The sequence below is a fragment of the Candidatus Margulisiibacteriota bacterium genome, assembly GCA_003242895.1.
Taxonomy (GTDB): Bacteria; Margulisbacteria; Riflemargulisbacteria; order GWF2-39-127; family GWF2-39-127; genus GWF2-39-127.
This window is the reverse complement of the sequence record QKMY01000020.1, coordinates 16,545-36,267: the sequence shown is the minus strand read 5'-3', so window position 1 is coordinate 36,267 and position 19,723 is coordinate 16,545. Positions and strand designations below refer to the sequence as shown.

The 19,723-nt window shown below is 40.6% G+C and carries 18 protein-coding genes; 12 read left to right on the top strand and 6 right to left on the bottom strand.

What is annotated here, in order from left to right; genetic code table 11:
* Positions 1-45: 45 nt before the first annotated feature.
* Positions 46-1,197: a sorbosone dehydrogenase family protein gene (locus tag DKM50_02270; GenBank protein ID PZM83541.1), complete on the bottom strand. Its 1,152-nt coding sequence runs from the start codon at positions 1,195-1,197 to the stop codon at positions 46-48.
* A gap of 113 nt (positions 1,198-1,310) precedes the next feature.
* Complete coding sequence (locus DKM50_02265) at positions 1,311-1,802, bottom strand: YbhB/YbcL family Raf kinase inhibitor-like protein (GenBank protein ID PZM83540.1); 492 nt, start codon at positions 1,800-1,802, stop codon at positions 1,311-1,313.
* Positions 1,803-2,034: 232 nt separating this feature from the next.
* On the opposite strand from DKM50_02265, the gene sppA reads away from it, so the two are divergent.
* Genes sppA through DKM50_02240 form a run of 5 tightly spaced genes read left to right on the top strand, consistent with a single transcriptional unit; the run spans position 2,035 to position 7,197 of the window.
* On the top strand, positions 2,035-4,485 hold the full coding sequence (sppA, locus tag DKM50_02260) for a signal peptide peptidase SppA (GenBank protein PZM83539.1): 2,451 nt from the start codon (positions 2,035-2,037) through the stop codon (positions 4,483-4,485).
* Positions 4,472-4,954: a GNAT family N-acetyltransferase gene (locus DKM50_02255; GenBank protein PZM83538.1), complete on the top strand. Its 483-nt coding sequence runs from the start codon at positions 4,472-4,474 to the stop codon at positions 4,952-4,954. Before sppA ends, DKM50_02255 begins: the two co-directional genes overlap by 14 nt.
* A gap of 5 nt (positions 4,955-4,959) precedes the next feature.
* A complete protein-coding gene (locus DKM50_02250) occupies positions 4,960-5,184 on the top strand; it encodes a ferrous iron transport protein A (protein ID PZM83537.1) in 225 nt (74 codons plus the stop codon).
* 2 nt (positions 5,185-5,186) lie between these two features.
* On the top strand, positions 5,187-7,031 hold the full coding sequence (gene feoB / locus DKM50_02245) for a ferrous iron transport protein B (GenBank protein PZM83536.1): 1,845 nt from the start codon (positions 5,187-5,189) through the stop codon (positions 7,029-7,031).
* Positions 7,018-7,197 (top strand): hypothetical protein, encoded by a 180-nt coding sequence (locus DKM50_02240; protein PZM83535.1) that lies wholly within the window; start codon positions 7,018-7,020, stop codon positions 7,195-7,197. Before feoB ends, DKM50_02240 begins: the two co-directional genes overlap by 14 nt.
* 54 nt (positions 7,198-7,251) lie before the next feature.
* Here DKM50_02240 and leuA read toward each other — a convergent pair whose 3' ends face one another.
* Together leuA and DKM50_02230 are read right to left on the bottom strand one after the other, a co-directional pair.
* Positions 7,252-8,919 carry a 2-isopropylmalate synthase gene (gene leuA / locus DKM50_02235; GenBank protein PZM83534.1) on the bottom strand — a complete coding sequence of 556 codons (1,668 nt, stop codon included), beginning with the start codon at positions 8,917-8,919 and terminating at the stop codon, positions 7,252-7,254.
* 370 nt (positions 8,920-9,289) lie between these two features.
* Positions 9,290-9,868, bottom strand: a complete 579-nt coding sequence (locus DKM50_02230; GenBank protein PZM83533.1) for a hypothetical protein — start codon at positions 9,866-9,868, stop codon at positions 9,290-9,292.
* A 556-nt stretch (positions 9,869-10,424) separates the two neighbouring features.
* On the opposite strand from DKM50_02230, the gene malQ reads away from it, so the two are divergent.
* Entirely contained in the window at positions 10,425-11,921 is a 1,497-nt protein-coding gene (gene malQ / locus DKM50_02225; GenBank protein ID PZM83532.1) for a 4-alpha-glucanotransferase, read from the top strand.
* A 195-nt stretch (positions 11,922-12,116) separates the two neighbouring features.
* The gene (locus DKM50_02220) at positions 12,117-12,590 is read left to right on the top strand and encodes a hypothetical protein (protein ID PZM83531.1); all 474 of its coding nucleotides are present in this window, start codon (positions 12,117-12,119) and stop codon (positions 12,588-12,590) included.
* Here DKM50_02220 and DKM50_02215 read toward each other — a convergent pair.
* Entirely contained in the window at positions 12,579-12,941 is a 363-nt protein-coding gene (locus DKM50_02215) for a hypothetical protein (protein ID PZM83530.1), read from the bottom strand. The two genes, DKM50_02220 and DKM50_02215, sit on opposite strands and share 12 nt — an antisense overlap.
* A gap of 38 nt (positions 12,942-12,979) precedes the next feature.
* Positions 12,980-13,186 carry an RNA-binding protein gene (locus DKM50_02210; GenBank protein ID PZM83529.1) on the bottom strand — a complete coding sequence of 69 codons (207 nt, stop codon included), beginning with the start codon at positions 13,184-13,186 and terminating at the stop codon, positions 12,980-12,982.
* Between the two features lie 197 nt (positions 13,187-13,383).
* Here DKM50_02210 and DKM50_02205 point away from each other — a divergent pair, with 197 nt between their 5' ends.
* From DKM50_02205 to DKM50_02185, 5 genes are all read left to right on the top strand, one after another.
* Positions 13,384-14,538, top strand: a complete 1,155-nt coding sequence (locus DKM50_02205) for an NAD-dependent malic enzyme (protein ID PZM83528.1) — start codon at positions 13,384-13,386, stop codon at positions 14,536-14,538.
* Positions 14,539-14,595: 57 nt separating this feature from the next.
* On the top strand, positions 14,596-17,355 hold the full coding sequence (locus tag DKM50_02200; GenBank protein ID PZM83527.1) for a UPF0182 family protein: 2,760 nt from the start codon (positions 14,596-14,598) through the stop codon (positions 17,353-17,355).
* A 99-nt stretch (positions 17,356-17,454) separates the two neighbouring features.
* Positions 17,455-17,781, top strand: coding sequence for an FmdB family transcriptional regulator (locus DKM50_02195; GenBank protein ID PZM83526.1), 327 nt, complete (start codon positions 17,455-17,457; stop codon positions 17,779-17,781).
* 92 nt (positions 17,782-17,873) lie between these two features.
* The gene (locus DKM50_02190; protein ID PZM83572.1) at positions 17,874-18,800 is read left to right on the top strand and encodes an ATPase; all 927 of its coding nucleotides are present in this window, start codon (positions 17,874-17,876) and stop codon (positions 18,798-18,800) included.
* Positions 18,801-18,811: 11 nt separating this feature from the next.
* Positions 18,812-19,696, top strand: coding sequence for a DUF58 domain-containing protein (locus DKM50_02185; protein PZM83525.1), 885 nt, complete (start codon positions 18,812-18,814; stop codon positions 19,694-19,696).
* Positions 19,697-19,723: the final 27 nt, after the last annotated feature.

The following is a 19,723-nucleotide window of genomic DNA, read 5'->3' as shown; positions in this document are numbered from 1 at the left end:
CGATTAGAGGTAAGGCACTAACTTCCTGCCTCTAGTCGCTGTTTTTTATTTTTCGTAACTTATCCTGTATACTGTGCCGTTCTTGTCATCAGAAACCAGGAGTGCTCCATCCGGCATGACCTGGAGATCAACCGGACGGCCCCATGCTGCTCCGTTATCTTGTAACCAGCCTTCTGCAAAGGGTTGATATCCAACAGCCTTGTTGTTCTCCAGGCGTACGAGAGTTATCCGATATCCGATAGATACTGATCTGTTCCAGGATCCATGTTCGGCAATAAATATCTGGTTTTTGTATTCGGCAGGGAACAACGATCCCGTATAGAACTTCATTCCCAGAGCTGCGACATGAGGGCCCAATTCTATTTCCGGAGGTGTGAACTCGCTGCAGTCACGTAGTTTTCCGAACTCAGGGTCTGGAATATTTATCCCATGACAATAAGGGAACCCGAAATTGAGCCCTTTACGTGGAGCTCGATTGAGTTCGTCCGGCGGTTGATTATCGCCCATTAGGTCACGGCCATTATCGGTAAACCAAAGGTCTTCTCCTTCGGGATTCCAATCAAACCCGAGAGAGTTTCGAACTCCTCGGGCGTAGATCTCAAGTCCGGAGCCGTCAGGATTCATTCTCATTATTGTGGCATAATTTTCAACTTTGCTTATGCATGCATTGCAGGGAGCGCCAACGGATATATAGAGAAGTCCTTCCGGTCCGAAGGCTATATATTTCCAGCTATGGCTTTTCGCCTGAGGAAAGCTGTCATTGATTACTATCGGCGGAGGTGGATTGTAGATCCTATTTTCGATATTGTCAAAGCGAATGATCCGGGTAGCTTCAGCAACGTAAAGCGAGCCGTCTTTAAATGCGACGCCATTTGGCTCATTTAGCCCTGATGCAATTGTAATGACTTCGTCTGCTTTGTTATCTTTATTGTTGTTAATAATTGCATATACTTTTCCGGCTACGCGAGAGCCGACAAATACAATGCCTCCCGGGCTTAAGGTCATTGATCGCGCGTCGGGTACGTTTTCTGCATAGATAGAGATTTTGAATCCCTGGGGTAACATGATTTTGTCGATGGGTAAATCTTGCGTATAGCCTATCGAATTAGTCATAAAAACTAATGCTAATAGATACAATAACGATGAGTAATGAATTAATTTAACTATTGCTTTCATATCCACACGCCTCCTGACCATTGCTTGTTATATAAGTTGCTAATTATGGTATAGATATCGGTAGGGCTAATCAATTTTATCAGATGTTCCTGTATGGATTTCGTATGGTTTATATTGCTATGATAGTTTATTATTTATGAGCGGCGTTCATAGAGCACTGTCAGTTGGCAGGATGCAAGAAAATTTCCTTCAATCGCATTACGCACCTCATATCTCGTGAGCGACTCTTTTAGGTAAAGTATTCTATCGAGAGCGAAAAGATTAAAGATATAGCGATGCTCGCCTTTTTGAGGACAGGGCCCACCATAACCGATAGCACCGTAATCGTTAATTCCTTGTATTCCCATCCCTTCCGGATTTTTCTCGTTTGGAATATTTTCAGGTAGTGATCTTCTGCTTTCAGGAATGTTTATTATAACCCAGTGGCCCCAGGTTCCTTTTATCGAATCCACGTCTTCCAAAATAAGCGCAAAGCTTAATATCCGATTTGAAATAATCTGCCAGTCCAGAGGAGGAGAAATGTTCGTTCCATCACACGTATACTGTATCGGTATTCGCTGCCGATCTACGAAGGCTGCGCTTGTTAATTGAAAGTCCATGTCCTTTTTCCCCCTGTCCGAGGGCATTATACTCTAATTGTTATTAATGCCAATTGGGATGTTTTGGTGTGGTTGCTGGAAGAATAATCCGGGAAGAGCTTTGTGCCAATTCTTTGTTAAAGTAAAAATTCGGTGGACCTTTAATCCTTTAAAGGTTTCAATCAGGAATAAAGGTTCCAGCAAAATATCTATTGCTGAAATCAATAACCAAATATATTATGTCTATCCATAATATACTTGGTTATTGATAATAATTACTATGCAGGAAGGATGCCCGATGAAATTATCTGAATTTAAGGTTTTTCTTGTGTTATTAATAGTTATGACGAATACTGCTTTTGCTTTTATCCCAAACTATCATGATCAATCCGAACTTTTTCTTTCTTCTCCGGGAGCTTTTAAAACAGGCTACGAAGGCTATTATAATCCTGCATTATTGCAATATTTGGATTCTCCGGAATTTGACTATGTCTGGACAGCTTCTACTCATAGCGATCGGAGCGGATTGTTTTTCGGTGTGCCGGGACTTGGGCTGGGCGTTATAAAAAATAAAGATGCCAGCGGGCACATTAATGATTATCGGATTTCCAATGCATTTGGTGATCGGGATTTCAGTCTGGGGTTCGGGTATGGCTGGTCTGACGGGGATACTAACACTTTTAATAGAAAGAAGCTGTTCACTATCGGATCATTGTGGCGTTCTTCTGAATTTTCCTTCGGTATCGTCGGTAATTTCGAGACGAATGGCAAGGAACAGGAAGGGATTTATGATATTGCATATCGGCCATATGGCAATGAGTTTATAGCTTTGTTTGCCGATTATGCTGTAAAAAACAATGAAAAACCCAGTAAAAGAAGAAAAAGCCTTGGTGCCGTTATTGAGCCTTTTTCGGGTATTCGTTTTGCCACCCGCTATTTCAATAAAGATCATATTTCTTTTGGCTTGGACTTCAGCTTTGGCGGCACCGGAATATCGAGCCAGCGGCACGTTATCGGCAAGAAAGATACTTCTTATTATAACCTGAGATTAGGCGGCTACGATCGTAATATCTTCAGGACATACATGAAGAAAGAGACAAATTACCTGATCCTTGATCTCTCCGGGTACCTTAACTATCGCCATAATTCATTATTTGATAAATCCAATACTATCCTGGCGGTACTTGATATTATTGATGCTGCCAGGAAGGATAAGCAGATCGGGGGTATTGCGATCAATGCCACAGATATGAAAGTAACTAATCCTTCGATTTTATGGGAGTTGCGGGATAAGTTGAAAGAATTCCGGGCAGCAGAAAAACATGTCGTTGTTTTTATAAATGAAGCTTCGATGGACATGTACTATTTTGCCTCTATTGCTGACAAGGTCATTATTCATCCGTTAGGAGCGGTTTCAATGTCAGGTTTTTCTATTGGTAAGACCTATTATAGAGAGAGTTTGGAGAAGATCGGGATTGGATTTCAGGAATTTGGATACTTTAAATACAAGTCAGCTCTTGAGGGGTTTTCGAGAAAAAACATGTCTGAGGGAGATAGAGAACAATTAAAGAAATTCGTTGAGGATGAGTATGGTGTCTATCAGTCAGATATCTGTATGTCGAGAAAAATAACGGGAGAACAGTTTGATAATCTTATTGACAATGAAACCTTTTTGTCTTTGCCGGCAGAGAATTCGCAACAACTTAAGTTAGTCGACGGGATAGGGACCTGGGCTTCCGTGAACGAAGTGATCAAAGAATACGAAGGCGTTGCCAAACAGGTAGTCGGAATCTCATCGTTAGAAAAGTATAAGCTGCCTCAAGATGATAAGTGGGGTGAAGCTCCTCAAATAGCCGTTGTTTATGCCCTTGGTTCAGTGGCTATGGACAGTGGTGTTAATGCGCATGCTATGGCAAGATTGTTTGAAGCTCTTATGAGTAATCCTTCAATCAAGGCAGTTGTGCTGAGGATTGATTCTCCAGGCGGGTCAGCGATCGCGTCAGATACTATAGCTGAAGCGATTACACGTTGTAGAGCGAAGAAACCTGTCATCATATCTCAAGGGCTGGTTGCAGCATCTGGCGGATACTGGCTGTCTATTAACGGTGACGCGATTGTTTCCCATAAGAATACAATGACCGGATCCATCGGGGTAATTGGCGGGTACGTATATAATTCAGGGCTTAAAGAAAATCTCGGAATAAGTACCGACTTGGTTAAGAAAGGTAAGCACTCCGATATCTATTCCGGGTTTAGTGTCCCAATTCCTTTTCTGGGTCTTTACATTCCTAATCGAAAGCTGGATGATGAAGAGCTGAAACACGCCCGGAGAGAGATCTTCAATATATACCGATTTTTTGTTAACAAGGTCGCGGTTGGAAGAAATAAAAAACCTGAAGACATCGAAACTGTGGCTCAAGGAAGGATCTGGTCAGGGAAAGAAGCCTTGAGGGTAGGGCTTGTGGATGCCCTTGGTGGAATGGACGTCGCACTAAGAATTGCTAAGGAAAAAGCTGGAATCCCTGAAGCGGCAGAAGTTACGCTTCTTGAATTCCCGGAACCGCCATTTTTCTCTTTTGACAGGCTTTTTGGTGTGAGGGCGAACTTGACAAAGAATAGTTTGCTGGATTATTTGAATATTTATGTAGATAATAACGGCAAACCGTTGACGATATTACCAATCGATCTATGGGATATCCGGTATTTGGAGAGTACTCATGATTCGGAGTGATTTGCATTTGATTATCGAGAAAGCGACTATACTAGATGCTGAACAGATACTTGCCCTTCAAAAGAAGTCTTATGTAAGTGAAGCGGAGATCTATAATAATTACACGATTTCGCCGCTTATTCAAACTATTGAGGAGATAAGAAGAGATTTCGAGAAGCAGGTTGTCCTTAAAATAGTTATTGAAGATAAGCTCGTAGGTTCCGTAAGAGCATACGAGAATAAGGGTTCTTGTTATATAGGCAAACTTATTGTTCACCCGGATTTCCAGAATCGGGGATTGGGAACGCAGCTTCTCTGTGAGGTTGAATCACGATATCTTACAGTTGAGAGATTTGAACTTTTTACCGGGTTTAAAAGTGAGCGAAACCTTTATCTCTATCAAAAGCTCGGCTACCGGATATTTAGAACAGAGAAGGTGAGTAACCTATTTAGTCTAGTGTATCTGGAAAAATATCAGAATAGAGGGTAATTATTATGGGATTAGACCAAATGAAAGTTGGAGCAGTTGCAAGGATCGTATCGTTGCCGGAAGGGCAATTGGCTGTGCAGTTTGTTAGATTGGGTTTGTGTGTCGGATCAAAGATAGTCTGCATCGGAAAATTGCCGGGCGGACCGATTGTTATAAAAAAGAACCATCAGGAACTAGCCATCGGGAGGATGTTAGCCCAAAAAATAATATTAGAGATTATAGGAGAATAATAATGCATCGCCATCAATCGCATAAACCGGCTGCTACTGCCTTAGACAAGAAGACGGTTGTTTTGGTAGGTAACCCTAATGTGGGGAAATCGATATTCTTTAATTACTTCACAGGGATGTATGTCGATGTTTCTAATTATCCCGGTACGACGATTGAAATCAGCCAGGGAAAGTATGGCGATTATATTATCCTCGACACCCCTGGAATTTACAGTGTATCTTCTTTTAATGATGAAGAAAAAGTCGCGAGGGATATTATCCTTGGCGCAGACATTATTATTAATATTGTTGATGCGGTGCATCTTGAACGAGATTTGTTTTTGACGCAGCAACTAATCGACATGGGTATTCCTATGATCGTTGCCGTTAATCTTATGGATGAGGCCAAAAAAGAAGGAATAGAGGTTGACCTTGATCTGCTGTCCCATCTTTTAGGAGTTCCTGTTGTAGGGACAATTGCTGTTAAAAAACAGGGGTTCGATGAGATTAAAGAACTATTGCCCAAAGCAATGCCTGGTAATATCAACCCGGAACTTCACCTCAAGCTTCATGAGATGTTACGGGTAGTTGGCTCCCAGCCGGAAGCTTTGATGATAATGGAAGGTGATCCTTATGTCAGTGAGCGGCATGGAATAGAGCCGGTAGAAGCACGAGGAGACATCTACATTAAAAGACGGGAAATCGTAAATGATATCATTGATCATGTTGTGAGAGATGTTACTAAGGTCCATAGGTTCAAGAACAAACTTGAACAGTGGATGCTGCAACCCTTCCTGGCATTTTTGATAATGTGCGGCGCTTTATTTGTTGTTTATAAATTTGTGGGTGTTTTCGTTGCTCAAACAGTTGTAGGAGTGACAGAGAAAACAGTTATGCAAGGGATTTATGAGCCTGCCATGAGAGGGCTAGTTGCAGAAATGATTGATCCGGTAAGTATTCTGGGTAATATTCTGGTTGGTGATTTTGGTTTGTTAACAATGACGGTGACCTATCTTGTTGGATTGCTTTTACCATTAGTGTTCGGTTTTTATTTTGCATTGTCCATATTGGAAGATTGCGGCTATTTGCCTCGGCTTGCCGTTTTTGTTGATAGGTCTTTGAATGTGTTAGGCCTTAATGGAAGGGCGATAATCCCTTTGATTCTGGGGTTTGGTTGTGTAACTGCAGGGACAATTACGACTCGGTTGCTTGGCTCTGAGAGAGAAAAGAAAATAGCCATCATCTTGCTCCAATTTGCAATTCCCTGTTCTGCTCAGCTGGGCGTGATTGCTGCGTTGCTTGCACCTATCGGCAGTAAATATCTTTTTTTGTATAGTGTAGTAATTTTTGGGTTTTTTATTGCAGTCGGATCTTTGCTTAATTTGACATTGAAGGGAGAGAGTACTCCTTTATTTATAGAGTTGCCTTCACTTCGTATGCCCAAGATCTCAAACGTCATGACGAAAACAACGATGAAAACTTATCATTTTATGTATGAGGCGATTCCCTGGTTTGTTCTCGGCGCATTGATAGTCTCGTTTCTCCATGTGTTTAATCTGCTACAGTCAATTGAGGTTGTATTTGCACCCTTGGTTGTTAAATGGCTCCAGTTGCCGCAAGAAGCAGCGAGAGTTTTCATTATGGGATTTGTAAGACGTGATTTCGGTGCAGCCGGACTTACCAGTTTGGCGCTTACGCCCATTCAGATAGTAATTGCTTTAGTGACGATAACGCTTTTTGTTCCTTGTGTAGCATCGCTTGTAATTCTGTTTAAAGAGCAAAGCTGGAAACACGCACTTTTGATATGGCTGGGAACATTGTTTATGGCTTTTTTTGTTGGAGGAGTGATTTCTCATGTCTTCATCTGAAGAACAGTCAATTGATATTACCTGCGAGAAATGTAATTTGGTGTTTAAGTTAAAACGTGACGAAATAGCCTGTACCTACAAAACTATTAAGTGTCCGCGATGTGCTGCTGAGCAACATAGAATCAGTCATTGTACCTTTTGTAAAAGCAAAAACTGTAAAAGCTAGTGAGTCTTTTCACAAAAAATGTGCTCCCCTGCGCGAGGGGAGCCGGAGTACTTATTATTTCATTGATCTATTTAGAGCACTAATCATCGACTTAATAGCCGCCTGCATAATATCAGTATCAATTCCTACCCCGAAATATTTACTGAAAGTAGAGGGGTTTTCGATTTCGATATAGGCGATGGCTTCTGATGTCGAACCTTTTTTCAAGGCATGTTCGTAATATTCGTTGATATTAAATTGCACAAGTTCCTTGATTGATGCGAGTGCGTCCTTGCATGCGTCAACCGGACCGTTACCAATTCCGGTCAGCTCTTTTCTCTCTGCGTTCACCTCGATAGTTAACTTGCAGGTAAGCTGTTTATTCTGGTGTGACAAAATATCAAAAGAAACAAAAGAAATCGGGGTTTTTCTTTTGATATATTCATTTTCAAAAGCGGCATAAATGTCCTGGTTGTTAACTTCTTTTCCTGTGCCATCCGCAATAGCCTGTACAACTTTGGCGAATTCCGGATGCATATCCTTTGGAAGCTGGTAGCCGAACTCTTTTTCCAGGATGTAAGCGACACCGCCTTTTCCTGACTGGCTGTTAATCCGGATGATACCTTCGTAGCTCCTACCCAGATCAGCCGGGTCGATCGGTAAATAGGGCACTTCCCAATATGGGTCATCTTTTTTATTCTGGTACTCAATTCCCTTTTTAATAGCATCTTGATGGGAACCGGAGAATGCGGTATAGACCAGATCTCCTGCATAAGGATGTCTCACATGGACCGGTATCTTATTATACTTTTCAGCAGCAGTAATGATGTTATTAATAGTATAAAAGTCTAGTTCCGGATCAATACCCTGTGTAAAGAGGTTAAGGGCTAGTGTTATGACGTCTGCATTTCCTGTACGTTCGCCATTACCAAACAAGGTCCCTTCGACTCTGTCGGCGCCTGCCAGTATTCCCAGTTCTGACGCTGCAATAGCAGTTCCCCTATCATTGTGCGTATGAAGACTTAGTATGACGCAGTCTCTTTTGTTGAGGCGGCGGGACATCCACTCGATCATATCGGCATAATAATTAGGGCTTGCAAGCTCCATTGTCGCCGGCAAATTAATAATAATTTTATTTTCAGGGGTGGGGGCCCACTCATTAATAACGGCATTGCAGATTTCCAGTGCATAATCTATCTCAGTGCCGGTAAAGCTTTCTGCTGAATACTCAAGCGTTACAGGCGTATTTGTTTTCTGCGAGAATTCTTTTACCCAGTTAACGCCCTGGACTGCAATATCTATGATCTCTTGTTTGCTTTTCTGAAAAACAATCTTTCGTTGGTTCGTAGATGTCGAATTATAGAGATGAAGGATCGATTTCTTCGATCCGGCCAGAGCCTCAAAAGTTTTTTCGATAAGATGTCGTCTTGCTTGTACGAGTACCTGGACTCTAACATCCGTTGGTATAAGGTTTTCAGTAATGAGTTTTCTTAAGAAATCGAACTCTACCTGAGCAGAGGATGGGAATCCAACTTCAATTTCCTTAAAGCCGGTATTCACTAATGTCTGGAAAAACTCAAGTTTTTCTTCAAGCGACATTGGGGTTACCAGTGCTTGGTTGCCGTCCCTGAGATCAACGCTGCACCAGATCGGCGCTTTTGTGATGCTATTATTTGGCCAGGTCCTGTCAGGAATATCTATTTTTGGATAGGGTCTATATTTTTTCAAAAAATCTTTGTTCATTTTAGGGCTCCTTTTTTAACCTTATACAATTTTAGCATTAATTACTATAATTTGGGACTGGTTAGACCCCAAATATTATTATAGTGGTCATTGTTTGAGTGGGATTGTTGATTGTATTAAAAATAGGTAAATGGTTATTATTCGCCGCGCAGGGCGAGTAATAAATTGAGTAGAAAAAGGTTTGTTTGTTTTGTATAGTTCATTTATTTAATTTATCTCGTGTTTAATTGGCTTAATTATATATGAGCTTCCATGTTTTTTCAATATCAAATAACGAAACAAATAAAACCGGTGAATTGGTTAAATAGGGTTTCTGCTCAAAAAAAAGCACCGCATTCGCGGTGCTCGTAAAGGTATTCTTGTTTATTCATTAGAATCCGATAGTTAATCCGGCTCTGTAGAACAATCCTGATTTATCGATATCCTTAAGATTTACTTCAACCGGTTCAATTTTGTCATTAATTGTTTTTTCTCCGTCGAGCACTTTAACAAGATAGCCTAATTGGGCATACCCTGAAATAAAAGGCAAAAGGTCCTTGGTATACTCTCCGAACATTCCAGCATAGCCATTTCCCGGTAAAGCTACCATTTCGCCACTTCCGTCTTTACCCGCGATTACATCGAACAGGCCATTAACACCAAATGAAACGCCCATAAAGCTTAACGGCGTCTTTATTTGTAATTCTCCAACCAAAGATGTGAATTCTACTGATCCCGCAAACGACTTCCCGCCGTAGGTGACAGGAGGGAGATCAACGTTTTGTTTGTTCATTTGAGTTATATAGAATGTAGTCGGCAACAATGGAATTAATGGGAACTCCAGCGAAGCACTCATTCCTTGACCTTGGGAATATCCCGTATAAGCTGCACCGATCTTAAAAAGAGCAAACGAAGGCGCGCTCAAACCAAACACCATTAATAGTACCAATAATATTCTAACCTTTTTCATAAATATCCTCCTGAAATGATTTATGATCCTTCTAAGTGTAATATAAATTTCGACTACCTGTCTAGAGTGAGCATATGTAGCGATTTTAGCATATTTAATGCTATTGTGGAAAATAGTTTGTGATACTCTATTAAATGGAGTTCTCATGACATTATATCCTCCCGAAAGCGAGTCAGGGATTCTTGTAAGAACTTTTCAACGTTGAGTGTCTGGCGTTTTAATTCAGTTTCGCTACGGGTTTTGAACCAAAAGTAATTTTAGCTCTACAGTTATGTTATTTATAATAAAAATATCCATAATGTGAATTACAATCTAATACCAAAGACTGGAAGGCATTAATCTTCTTCATAGAGAGTATTCCCAAAAAAAATACTGAGATTAAATATTTATTTTTTGTTATTATCAAGAAATCAAGGCTACGATTCGTTTGTCGATAAAATATAAATTGACAAAGATGGCAAAAAAAGGAATATTAAGCCAAATTGGTACACAATGTGCTTTTTTGATCGATAAAAATAATAATTAATGAATAATAAGTTGTCTGGAGGTATGAAGAATGAATAAACGGGGAAGTGGACTCCTTATGCATGTTACATCATTACCCTCGCCTTTTGGCATTGGAGATATGGGTCCAGGCGCTTATAAGTTTATAGACTTTCTGATCCATACGAAACAAAGCTACTGGCAGGTATTGCCGCTCAATCCAACCCTGGTAGTTCTTGGTAACTCACCATATAGTAGTATTTCTGCTTTTGCCGGAAATACACTGCTTATTAGTCCTGAGCTATTGGTTGACGAAGGGTACCTTGATGTTTCCGATATAGGAAAAATGCCGGTTTTTCCCGAAGGAAAAGTCGATTATGAGTCAGTTACTCAGTATAAACAATTTCTTTTTAATCAGGCTCATATGAAGTTCAAAGTGAAAGAAGAGCGATATGGCTACATCCATTTTTGCCAAAAGAACAATGATTGGCTCGAAGATTATGCGCTTTTTTCAGTCCTTAAAAATCATTTCCAGGGGAGCCTTTGGTGTGACTGGCCTGTAGAGATACGAGACCGGCATGACGGAGCTCTTAATCATATGAGGTCCCTCCTAAATGAAGAAATTGAGAAAGAAAAGTTTTTACAATACATTTTTTATAAACAGTGGTCAGCAGTCAAATGCCATTGTAACCTTAATGGAATACAGATTATTGGTGATATCCCGATCTATGTTAATTATGACAGTTCAGATGTTTGGGCACATCCTTATCTCTTCAAGTTGAATTATGATAAGCGGCCGGTCGCAGTCTCGGGGGTTCCGCCTGACTACTTTAGTTCTACTGGGCAACTATGGGGCAATCCGGTTTACGAATGGGATGCTTTGCGATATCAGCGGTACCATTGGTGGATACAGCGTATCCGGCATAATTTGGGACTTTATAACATTATAAGAATAGATCATTTTCGTGGGTTAGTTGCCTACTGGGAAGTGCCTTTCGGTGAAAGGACCGCTATCAATGGTAGATGGGCTGATGTTCCGTCCGTGGATTTTTTTACTGTCCTCTATAAGTTTTTTCCTTATTTCCCGATTATCGCAGAGGACCTGGGAACGATAACCCCTGATGTCAGGGAAGTAATGCGTCAATTTGGAATTCCCGGGATGCAAGTGCTTCTTTTTGCTTTCGGGGAAGATAATCCTGTCCATCCCTATCTTCCTCATAATTATGTAAAAAACAGCATGGTATATACTGGCACTCATGATAATAACACAGCAAAAGGTTGGTTTAGGCAGGAAGCTTCGCATGATGATAAACGGCGTTTGTTTCGCTATATCGGAAAAGAAGTTTCGGAAGACGAGGCGAGTTGGGAACTGATGCGGCTTGCTCTGAGCTCTGGTTCTAATGTTGCAATGGTGCCAGTCCAGGATATCCTTTCACTAGGAGAAGAAGCTCGAATGAATATTCCAGCGACAACAAATGGCAATTGGTTATGGCGTTTGCTGCCAGATCAGCTTAATTCCTATGTACGTGATAGGCTGGCTGAGATGACCTATATTTATGGAAGAGCTTGAAATGTTTATTTTGCTTGATTTTTACTTTAATAAACATATATTATATATTATATACATGTTTCTAAATGCTGATTTTTCTCTATTTAAATAGAGCTTGTCTTAAAAGGTCAAAACTAATTTTGGAAATGATATTTTTATGGAAAAATTTGAAAGAATTATCCGGTTTAACGTGGGGGTAAGTGAAATAATTGCCATATGGAGGAGTCATATTTGGGGCAGTTTGATAAAATCCATAGCTTAATTTCTGAAGCAGCTGCTGGTGTGATTGATCAGGTTTTACAAAGTACGACTGAACCTGTTTTCGATCAGATCGATTTCCAATCTGAGATTATGGTGAGGATCGACTTCAGAAGTAAATTTGCTGGAAAGTTTTGGTTTATTTTTGATAAACCTTTTTGTTATGAGATAGCTACAGGTTTTTCCGGTATGAGCAGGGAAGAATTGGATGATGACATGTTGCTCGATACCGTTAAAGAAATTTGTAATATGATGTCCAGTAGCATTCTTCTAAAGTTTGATAGCAAAGGAAATTTCAAGGCGACAGTGCCTGAAGTTTTTACTGGTGATCAAGTTTTGGATCAAGTATTCCAACTACCTGATACTGCCCATTATTTTTGTTTTAAGGTGGGGGATAAAGTATTTAAGATTATCTTGTTTTTAACTTATTAACCATTCGAGTGCTTCTTTTTTTGCCTCAAATATTTTAATGTCATTCCTCTGGGCAAGCGTTATTATCATCCTCGTAGCTATTCTCGTGAAGGCAGTCATTCCATATATAGCATTTTTTTCGTTTTTACAGGGGGGCCTGAGTTTTTTTACCCCTTCAACGAGGATGGTTTTTGCCTCATCATTGGGTAAATAGTTCAATTTGCTGGCATCTATGAGTTGCCTGATATCTTTTCTCGGGTTAACTGTTTGTGACAGCTCTTTTATATAATTCGAGGCGGTTTCAGGTGTGAACCTTTCCGGCAAGGTGTTATATAAAATTCCGTCTTCACCCCAATTTAAATATTCTCCCATGTGAGACTCCCTGTAATTGTTTCTAAAAGGGAAATAACTTATTCAACAAGTATTGACTTGTTCTTGTAGGTGACCCGCTGTCCGCTTCTGATCTTACAGCGTTTGCGGGTTTCAATCTCTCCGTCAACCCTGACCAGCTTGTCCGTAATAAGGTGATTCGCTATCCCGCCGCTACTGCATATCTGCGTGACTTTGAGCAGTTTGTTTAATTCAATATATTCAGTCTCTAATTTGAAGGTAATCATAGATACATTATAGTATAATACTCGATAATGACAAGCAGAAAAAATTATTTATGATAATAATTTTTCTCAGTTATGATAAGGATAAAATGTCTTGTCTGCTACGTATATACTGATAAGCAAAAGCAAATAGACATTGTTTCTCCCAGGGCTTATAATAAGGAAAATTTATTAAGAATAATGAATAAAGAGGATAGATAATGATACAGATAAGCAGAGAAGAAATATTTGAACTTCATAAAAATGGTAAGATTTCGATTGAGAATAGAACGAGCCTTGATAACTATACCCAGTTATCTTTAGCCTACACTCCCGGAGTTGCCGAAGTATGCAAAGAAATTGCGAATGATCCTAAGATCTATCCTGATTATACAATCGCCGGAAACACGGTTGCGATAGTTACTGACGGGACTGCTATACTTGGACTTGGTGATCTTGGCCCGAAGGCTGCGATGCCTGTTATGGAAGGCAAGGCAATGCTTTTTAAGGCATTTGGCGGGGTTAATGCCTTTCCTATCCTGATTGATACCCAGGATGTGGAAGAGATAATCAAAACCGTAAAATTGATTGCCCCTACCTTTGGCGGCATTAACCTGGAAGATATTGCCGCACCTCGTTGTTTTGAAATTGAGCGCAGGCTGATTGACGAACTTGATATACCGGTTTTCCACGATGATCAACATGGTACGGCAGTTGTAACACTTGCCGGACTTATTAACGCTCTCAAAATTGTTCACAAAAACCTTAGCGATGTGAAGATCGTAGTTAACGGTATTGGCGCTGCGGGGACCTCTATCACCAATCTGCTTTTAGCAAATGGCGCCAGGAACATTATTGGCTGTGATCGAAGCGGAGCCTTATCTAATGTCCGGGAAGATTTGAACGGTGCGAAGAAAAAATATGTCACCAGGACCAATCCTGATAATGAAAGCGGATTGCTTCAAGATGTAATCAAAAATGCCGATGTTTTCATCGGCGTTTCAGGCCCAGGATCTCTAACGAGAGAGATGGTCCTTACCATGAGCAAAACCCCGGTTGTTTTTGCTATGGCGAACCCTACTCCTGAGATTATGCCGGAGGAAATTGCCGATATTGGCGCTATAATTGCTACCGGAAGGTCGGATTATCCTAATCAGATTAATAATGTATTGTGTTTCCCTGGCTTGTTTCGGGGGTTATTTGACGCAAAGGCCAGGAAGATTACCGTTGATATGCTTACCGCAGCAGCCAGGTCTATTTCTTCTATTGTTACTGAAGAGGAATTAGCGAGTGGGAAAATCATCCCTTCGGTTTTTGATAAGCAGGTTGCATTGGTCGTGGCTGAAGCAGTAAAGCTAGTGGCAGCTCGACAGTAGAGTATCGGTGAACGTAGTGTTCACCAGAGGTCTTATGTTATTACAAAGGGGAGCCTGATGATTAATTCTGTGAAGTTTTTCTGGCGTATTGTGTTATTACTTTTAACACTGTTGGTAGTTTACTTGTTCATTAGGATATATCCATCCTATTTATGGTTTGTCGATGTTGGCTTCAAAAATGTTTTTCTCATTTCTACGCTGGCCAAAATTGGCTTGTTTGCTGTTTTTTTTCTCGGCACGTTTCTGTTCTTTGCCGCAAATTTATTTATTGCGCAGAGAATTATTCGCGATGTTGAAAACAAGTCCGAGATTGTCGACTCACTTCTGGACCGCTTATTTAAGCAAGATAAGTTTACCTATAATCCTGTCATGGATTTGCTTAAGGGTGCTATAAGACGATATACCTTAATCGTTTTATTGGTTGTTATTGCCCTGGTAAGTTTTGTTGTCGGGGGGGTTCAGGGATACGTTCAATGGGATAAAGTACTCCGGTTCATTTACCAGGCTCCTTCAACGGTTATAGATCCATTATTCGGGAAATCGATTTCTTTTTATTTTTTCAGTTTACCTTTCTATAATTTTATTGTTGCTTTCCTGATGTTGATTATTGTTATAGCCCTCATTATTCTTTTTGCCGTTTATCTTCAGTTCGGGTTACTAAGAATCTCGTTATCTATCTTTCGAGATAAAAAAATTAAAGCCCATCTCTTAACCTTGGGTGCTCTATTTTTCGTTCTCTTAGCTATAAAGTTCTGGTTGTCTCGTTATGGGTTGTTGCTTACGACTGGCGGTAAGTTGTTCCATGGTCCGGGATATACGGATATTCATGCCGGATTTCTCAACTACGCGGTGCTGGCAGGGCTATCGTTATTGACAGGGGCTATCTTGTTCCTGGATATTTATATTCCGACTTTTAAACCGGTGATTATGGTGTTGTTTGTCCTTCTGGTAAGCGGCGTGTTTTTTGGGGGAATATATCCTGGGCTGATCCAGAATTTTGTTGTTAACCCAAACGAATATGAAAAAGAGAAACCCTATCTCGAGCATAACATCAATTATACAAGGAAAGCCTTTAATCTTGAAAATGTTTCTGAGAGTTTTTTCCCGGCATTAGAAGAGCTGAACATGAACGAGATCAGAAATAATAAGGAGATAATTGATAACATCAGGGTCTGGGATGAAACTCCTATCCTTAAGACCTTTTCTCAGTTACAAGAGATCCGCCTTTATTACGAGTTTGCGAATGTCGACGTCGATAGGTACGACCTCGGCGGCAAATCTCAGCAAGTCATGATATCTGCGAGGGAATTGATCGGAAGTCAGCTATCGGACAAAGCTCAGAGCTGGGTTAACAGGAAACTGCAGTATACCCACGGCTACGGTGTTGTCATGAGCCCGGTTAATCAGTTTACCAGTGACGGGATGCCGGAATTCTACATAAAGAATATTCCTCCGGTATCGACGGTACCGTACAAAATCAATCGTCCGGAGATCTATTTTGGTGAACGGGCAAATGAGTATGTTATCGTAAACACTGACATTAAGGAATTTGATTATCCGAAAGGCGACGATAACGTCTATACCCAATACGCAGGAGGTAGAGGCATTGCAATTGATTCATGGTTGAACCGGCTGCTATATTCAGTGCAGTTTGGCGATAAGAATATTTTCTTTACCTCGTATATTAAGAAAGGCAGCAAGATCCTCTATAACCGGAACATTATGGACCGCGTTAAAACGATAGTGCCTTTTATTACTTATGACAGAGATCCCTATGTTGTTGTAGCTGATGGCCGGATCTACTGGATGATGGATGGATATACCCTCTCGAATCAGTATCCTTATTCTCAGCCGTTTAATAATTCAATCAATTATATTCGTAATTCTGTCAAAATTACGGTCGATGCTTATGATGGTACCGTTGCATTTTACCTTATGGACGAAAAAGATCCGATTATTAAGACCTATCAAAGCATTTTCAAAGGGGTGTTCAAACCTTTTTCTCAGATGCCCGATTCCCTCAAAAGCCATGTCCGGGTTCCCAATGATTATTTCGCGATACAGGCACATATGTACAGAAATTATCATATGACGAACCCTCAGGTATTCTACAACCAGGAGGATGTCTGGGAAATCCCGAAACAGAAGAACGATGAATCTGAAGCTGTGATGGAGCCTTACTACATTACTATGAAGCTGCCTGATGAAAATAATTTTGATTTCTTGCAGCTGATACCATATACTCCCTCTAACAAGAATAATCTGATTTCCTGGCTGGTATCAAAAAATAATCCTGATGAGTATGGCAAGCTTTCGGTTTATAAGCTTTCGAAAGAACGGCAGATTTTTGGCCCTACGCAAATCGAATCAAGAATTGATCAGGATACGTACATCTCTCAGCAGCTTACCCTCTGGGGACAAAAAGGGTCTACGATCATCAGAGGCAATATCCTGATTATCCCGATAGAGAACTCGCTTGTTTATGTCGAGCCTCTTTATCTTCAGGCCACAGCATCGAACCTTCCGCAGCTTAAACGTGTGATTGTTGCTTATGGAGATAATGTTGTTATGGAAACCGATTTGGAGAAAGCGATAGCCAAAGTATTCGGAAATATACCTATTACCGAAAATGTCGCAGTTCAAACGACTGGCAATGTTGTTACCGCAAGTCCGGAATACGAAAGACTCGCGAAACAAGCTCTCGACAATTATAACGAAGCGCTGGAAAAACAAAAGAGCGGGGACTGGGCTGGGTATGGGGAATCCCTGCGCAAGCTCCGGAATGTACTTGAGCAATTAGCGAAATTCAGGAAATAGGAGGTTGCTCGACCCTCTTGAAAATATACGGAATTTGATTATAATTACACTTTGTAGTTAAGTGAATTTAGCGAAAAAGTACAGAAGGGATCAATATCTATGCCTTTTTATGATTATAAATGCAAAAGCTGTAATCATGTATTCGAGACATTCCATAGTATATCAGAAAGTCCTGAATTGCCATGTCCTCAATGTAATGGCGAATCGAAAAAAATGATTTCGCAGACTATTGGTATTTCGTTCAAGGGTTCCGGCTTTCATGTTACTGATTATAAGAGTTCCGGTTCATCAAGTACTGCGTCTTCGTCAACAACCACAGCTTCATCTAATACGGCTTCCGTATCAACAACTTCTCCGAAAGAAGCGTCAACGACGACTGGGAGTTCCAGCTCTCCTGCTTCGAGTAAAGAAAGTGCGGCATCATAATTCAATTCATGTAAGGAGGACCTGCCTTGCTACAAGAAATTACCGTTATTAATAGTAAAGTTCAAGAACAAAGTGTTTTTATTTCCCAGATTATGTCTGAGATTGCCAAACAGATCATTGGTCAAAAATATATGATCGAGCGAATGCTCGTTGGTCTGCTTGCTGACGGACATATTCTTCTTGAGGGAGTTCCCGGTCTAGCTAAGACCTTAACTATCAAAACAATGGCATCGATTATTGATTTTTCGTTTGCCAGAATGCAGTTTACGCCGGATCTTTTGCCTGCGGATATTGTTGGAACGATGATTTTCAATCAAAAAACTAATGAATTCGTGCCTAAAAAAGGTCCCATATTTGCGAACATTGTTCTTGCTGATGAGATCAATAGAGCACCTGCAAAAGTGCAGAGTGCCTTGCTAGAAGCTATGCAGGAAAAACAAGTGACCATCGGTGATAAGACGTATTTATTGCCCCTGCCATTCCTGGTTATGGCTACCCAGAATCCGATCGAACAGGAAGGCACCTATCCGTTGCCTGAGGCGCAAGTCGATCGGTTCATGTTAAAGATCAAAGTAGATTATCCTTCAAAAAACGAAGAAAGACAAATTATCGATCTGATTACCCAGGACACGGTGGTAACCTTGCAAAAGGTGATTACTCCGGAGAGGCTTGTTGAAGCTAGGAAAATCGTTAATCAGGTTTATATCGATGAAAAAATAAAGAATTATATTGTCGATATTATAGATGCTTCCAGAAATCCCGGCAAATATCCAGGTCTTGCAAAGATCCAGGAATTTATCGAATTCGGCGCGTCACCCCGCGCTTCTATCTATCTGGCGAAAGCTGCGAAAGCCCATGCCTTTATTAACCGGAGAGGATTTGTAATCCCTGAGGATATCAAGGAGATAGGTTACGATGTTCTAAGACATAGAATAATTGTTTCGTATGAGGCCGAAGCTCAAGAGATCGATTCTGAGAAAATTATAAAAATATTATTTGATGAGATACCGGTTCCATAACCAAGGGAATTATGACTCAATTTATTCCTGGAAATATAATAAAGAAAGTAAAATACCTTGAGATAAAAACCCGGAGAACTGTTAATTCGTTACTTTCCGGCGGCTATCATAGTGCCTTCAAAGGGAAAGGGATGGAGTTCAGCGAAGTTCGGGCTTATGTGCCTGGCGATGATATTCGGGCAATCGACTGGAATGTGACAGCAAAAAGCGGATATCCCTTTATCAAAGTATTTCACGAAGAACGTGAATTGACTGTTATCCTTGTTGTTGATGCCTCTGCATCGCTCAAATTAGGGACAAGAATAGCCACCAAAAGTGAAATCGCAGCCGAGATGAGCGCGTTGTTGTCTTTCTCAGCCATCAAAAATAATGACAATGTAGGACTTGCTATTTACTCGGATGGTTTCGAAAAGTATATTCCACCGAAAAAAGGCAAAAAGCATGCCATGCGAGTTATTCAAGAGGTCCTCTATTTTAGTCCCCGGCATAAAGCCACAAATATTAAGGCAGCATTAGATCGATTGAATAAAACTGTCAAAAAGAAAAGTTTGATATTCATTCTTTCAGATTTTATTGATTCTGATTGGAAACAGTCGTTGTCGATTTTGAACAAGAAACATGATGTTATTCCGGTCGTTATTAATGACGTTATGGAGCAATCGTTGCCGGATATTGGGCTTATTGAGCTTTATGATGAGGAAAAAGACGAATTGCTGGTTGTCGATACTTCCGACCGCAAATTTGCAGCAACGTTTAAAAAAGACCGGGAAGAAGCGCAGCGAAATCTTGATAAATTATTCCGGACTATCAATGTCGAACCTATTTTCATATGTTCTACCGGTTCGTATGTCGAGTCCTTGATGAGGTATTTCAGATACCGTGAAAAGCGACGATAATAAGAAGGAGCAATAGTGAGACGAAAG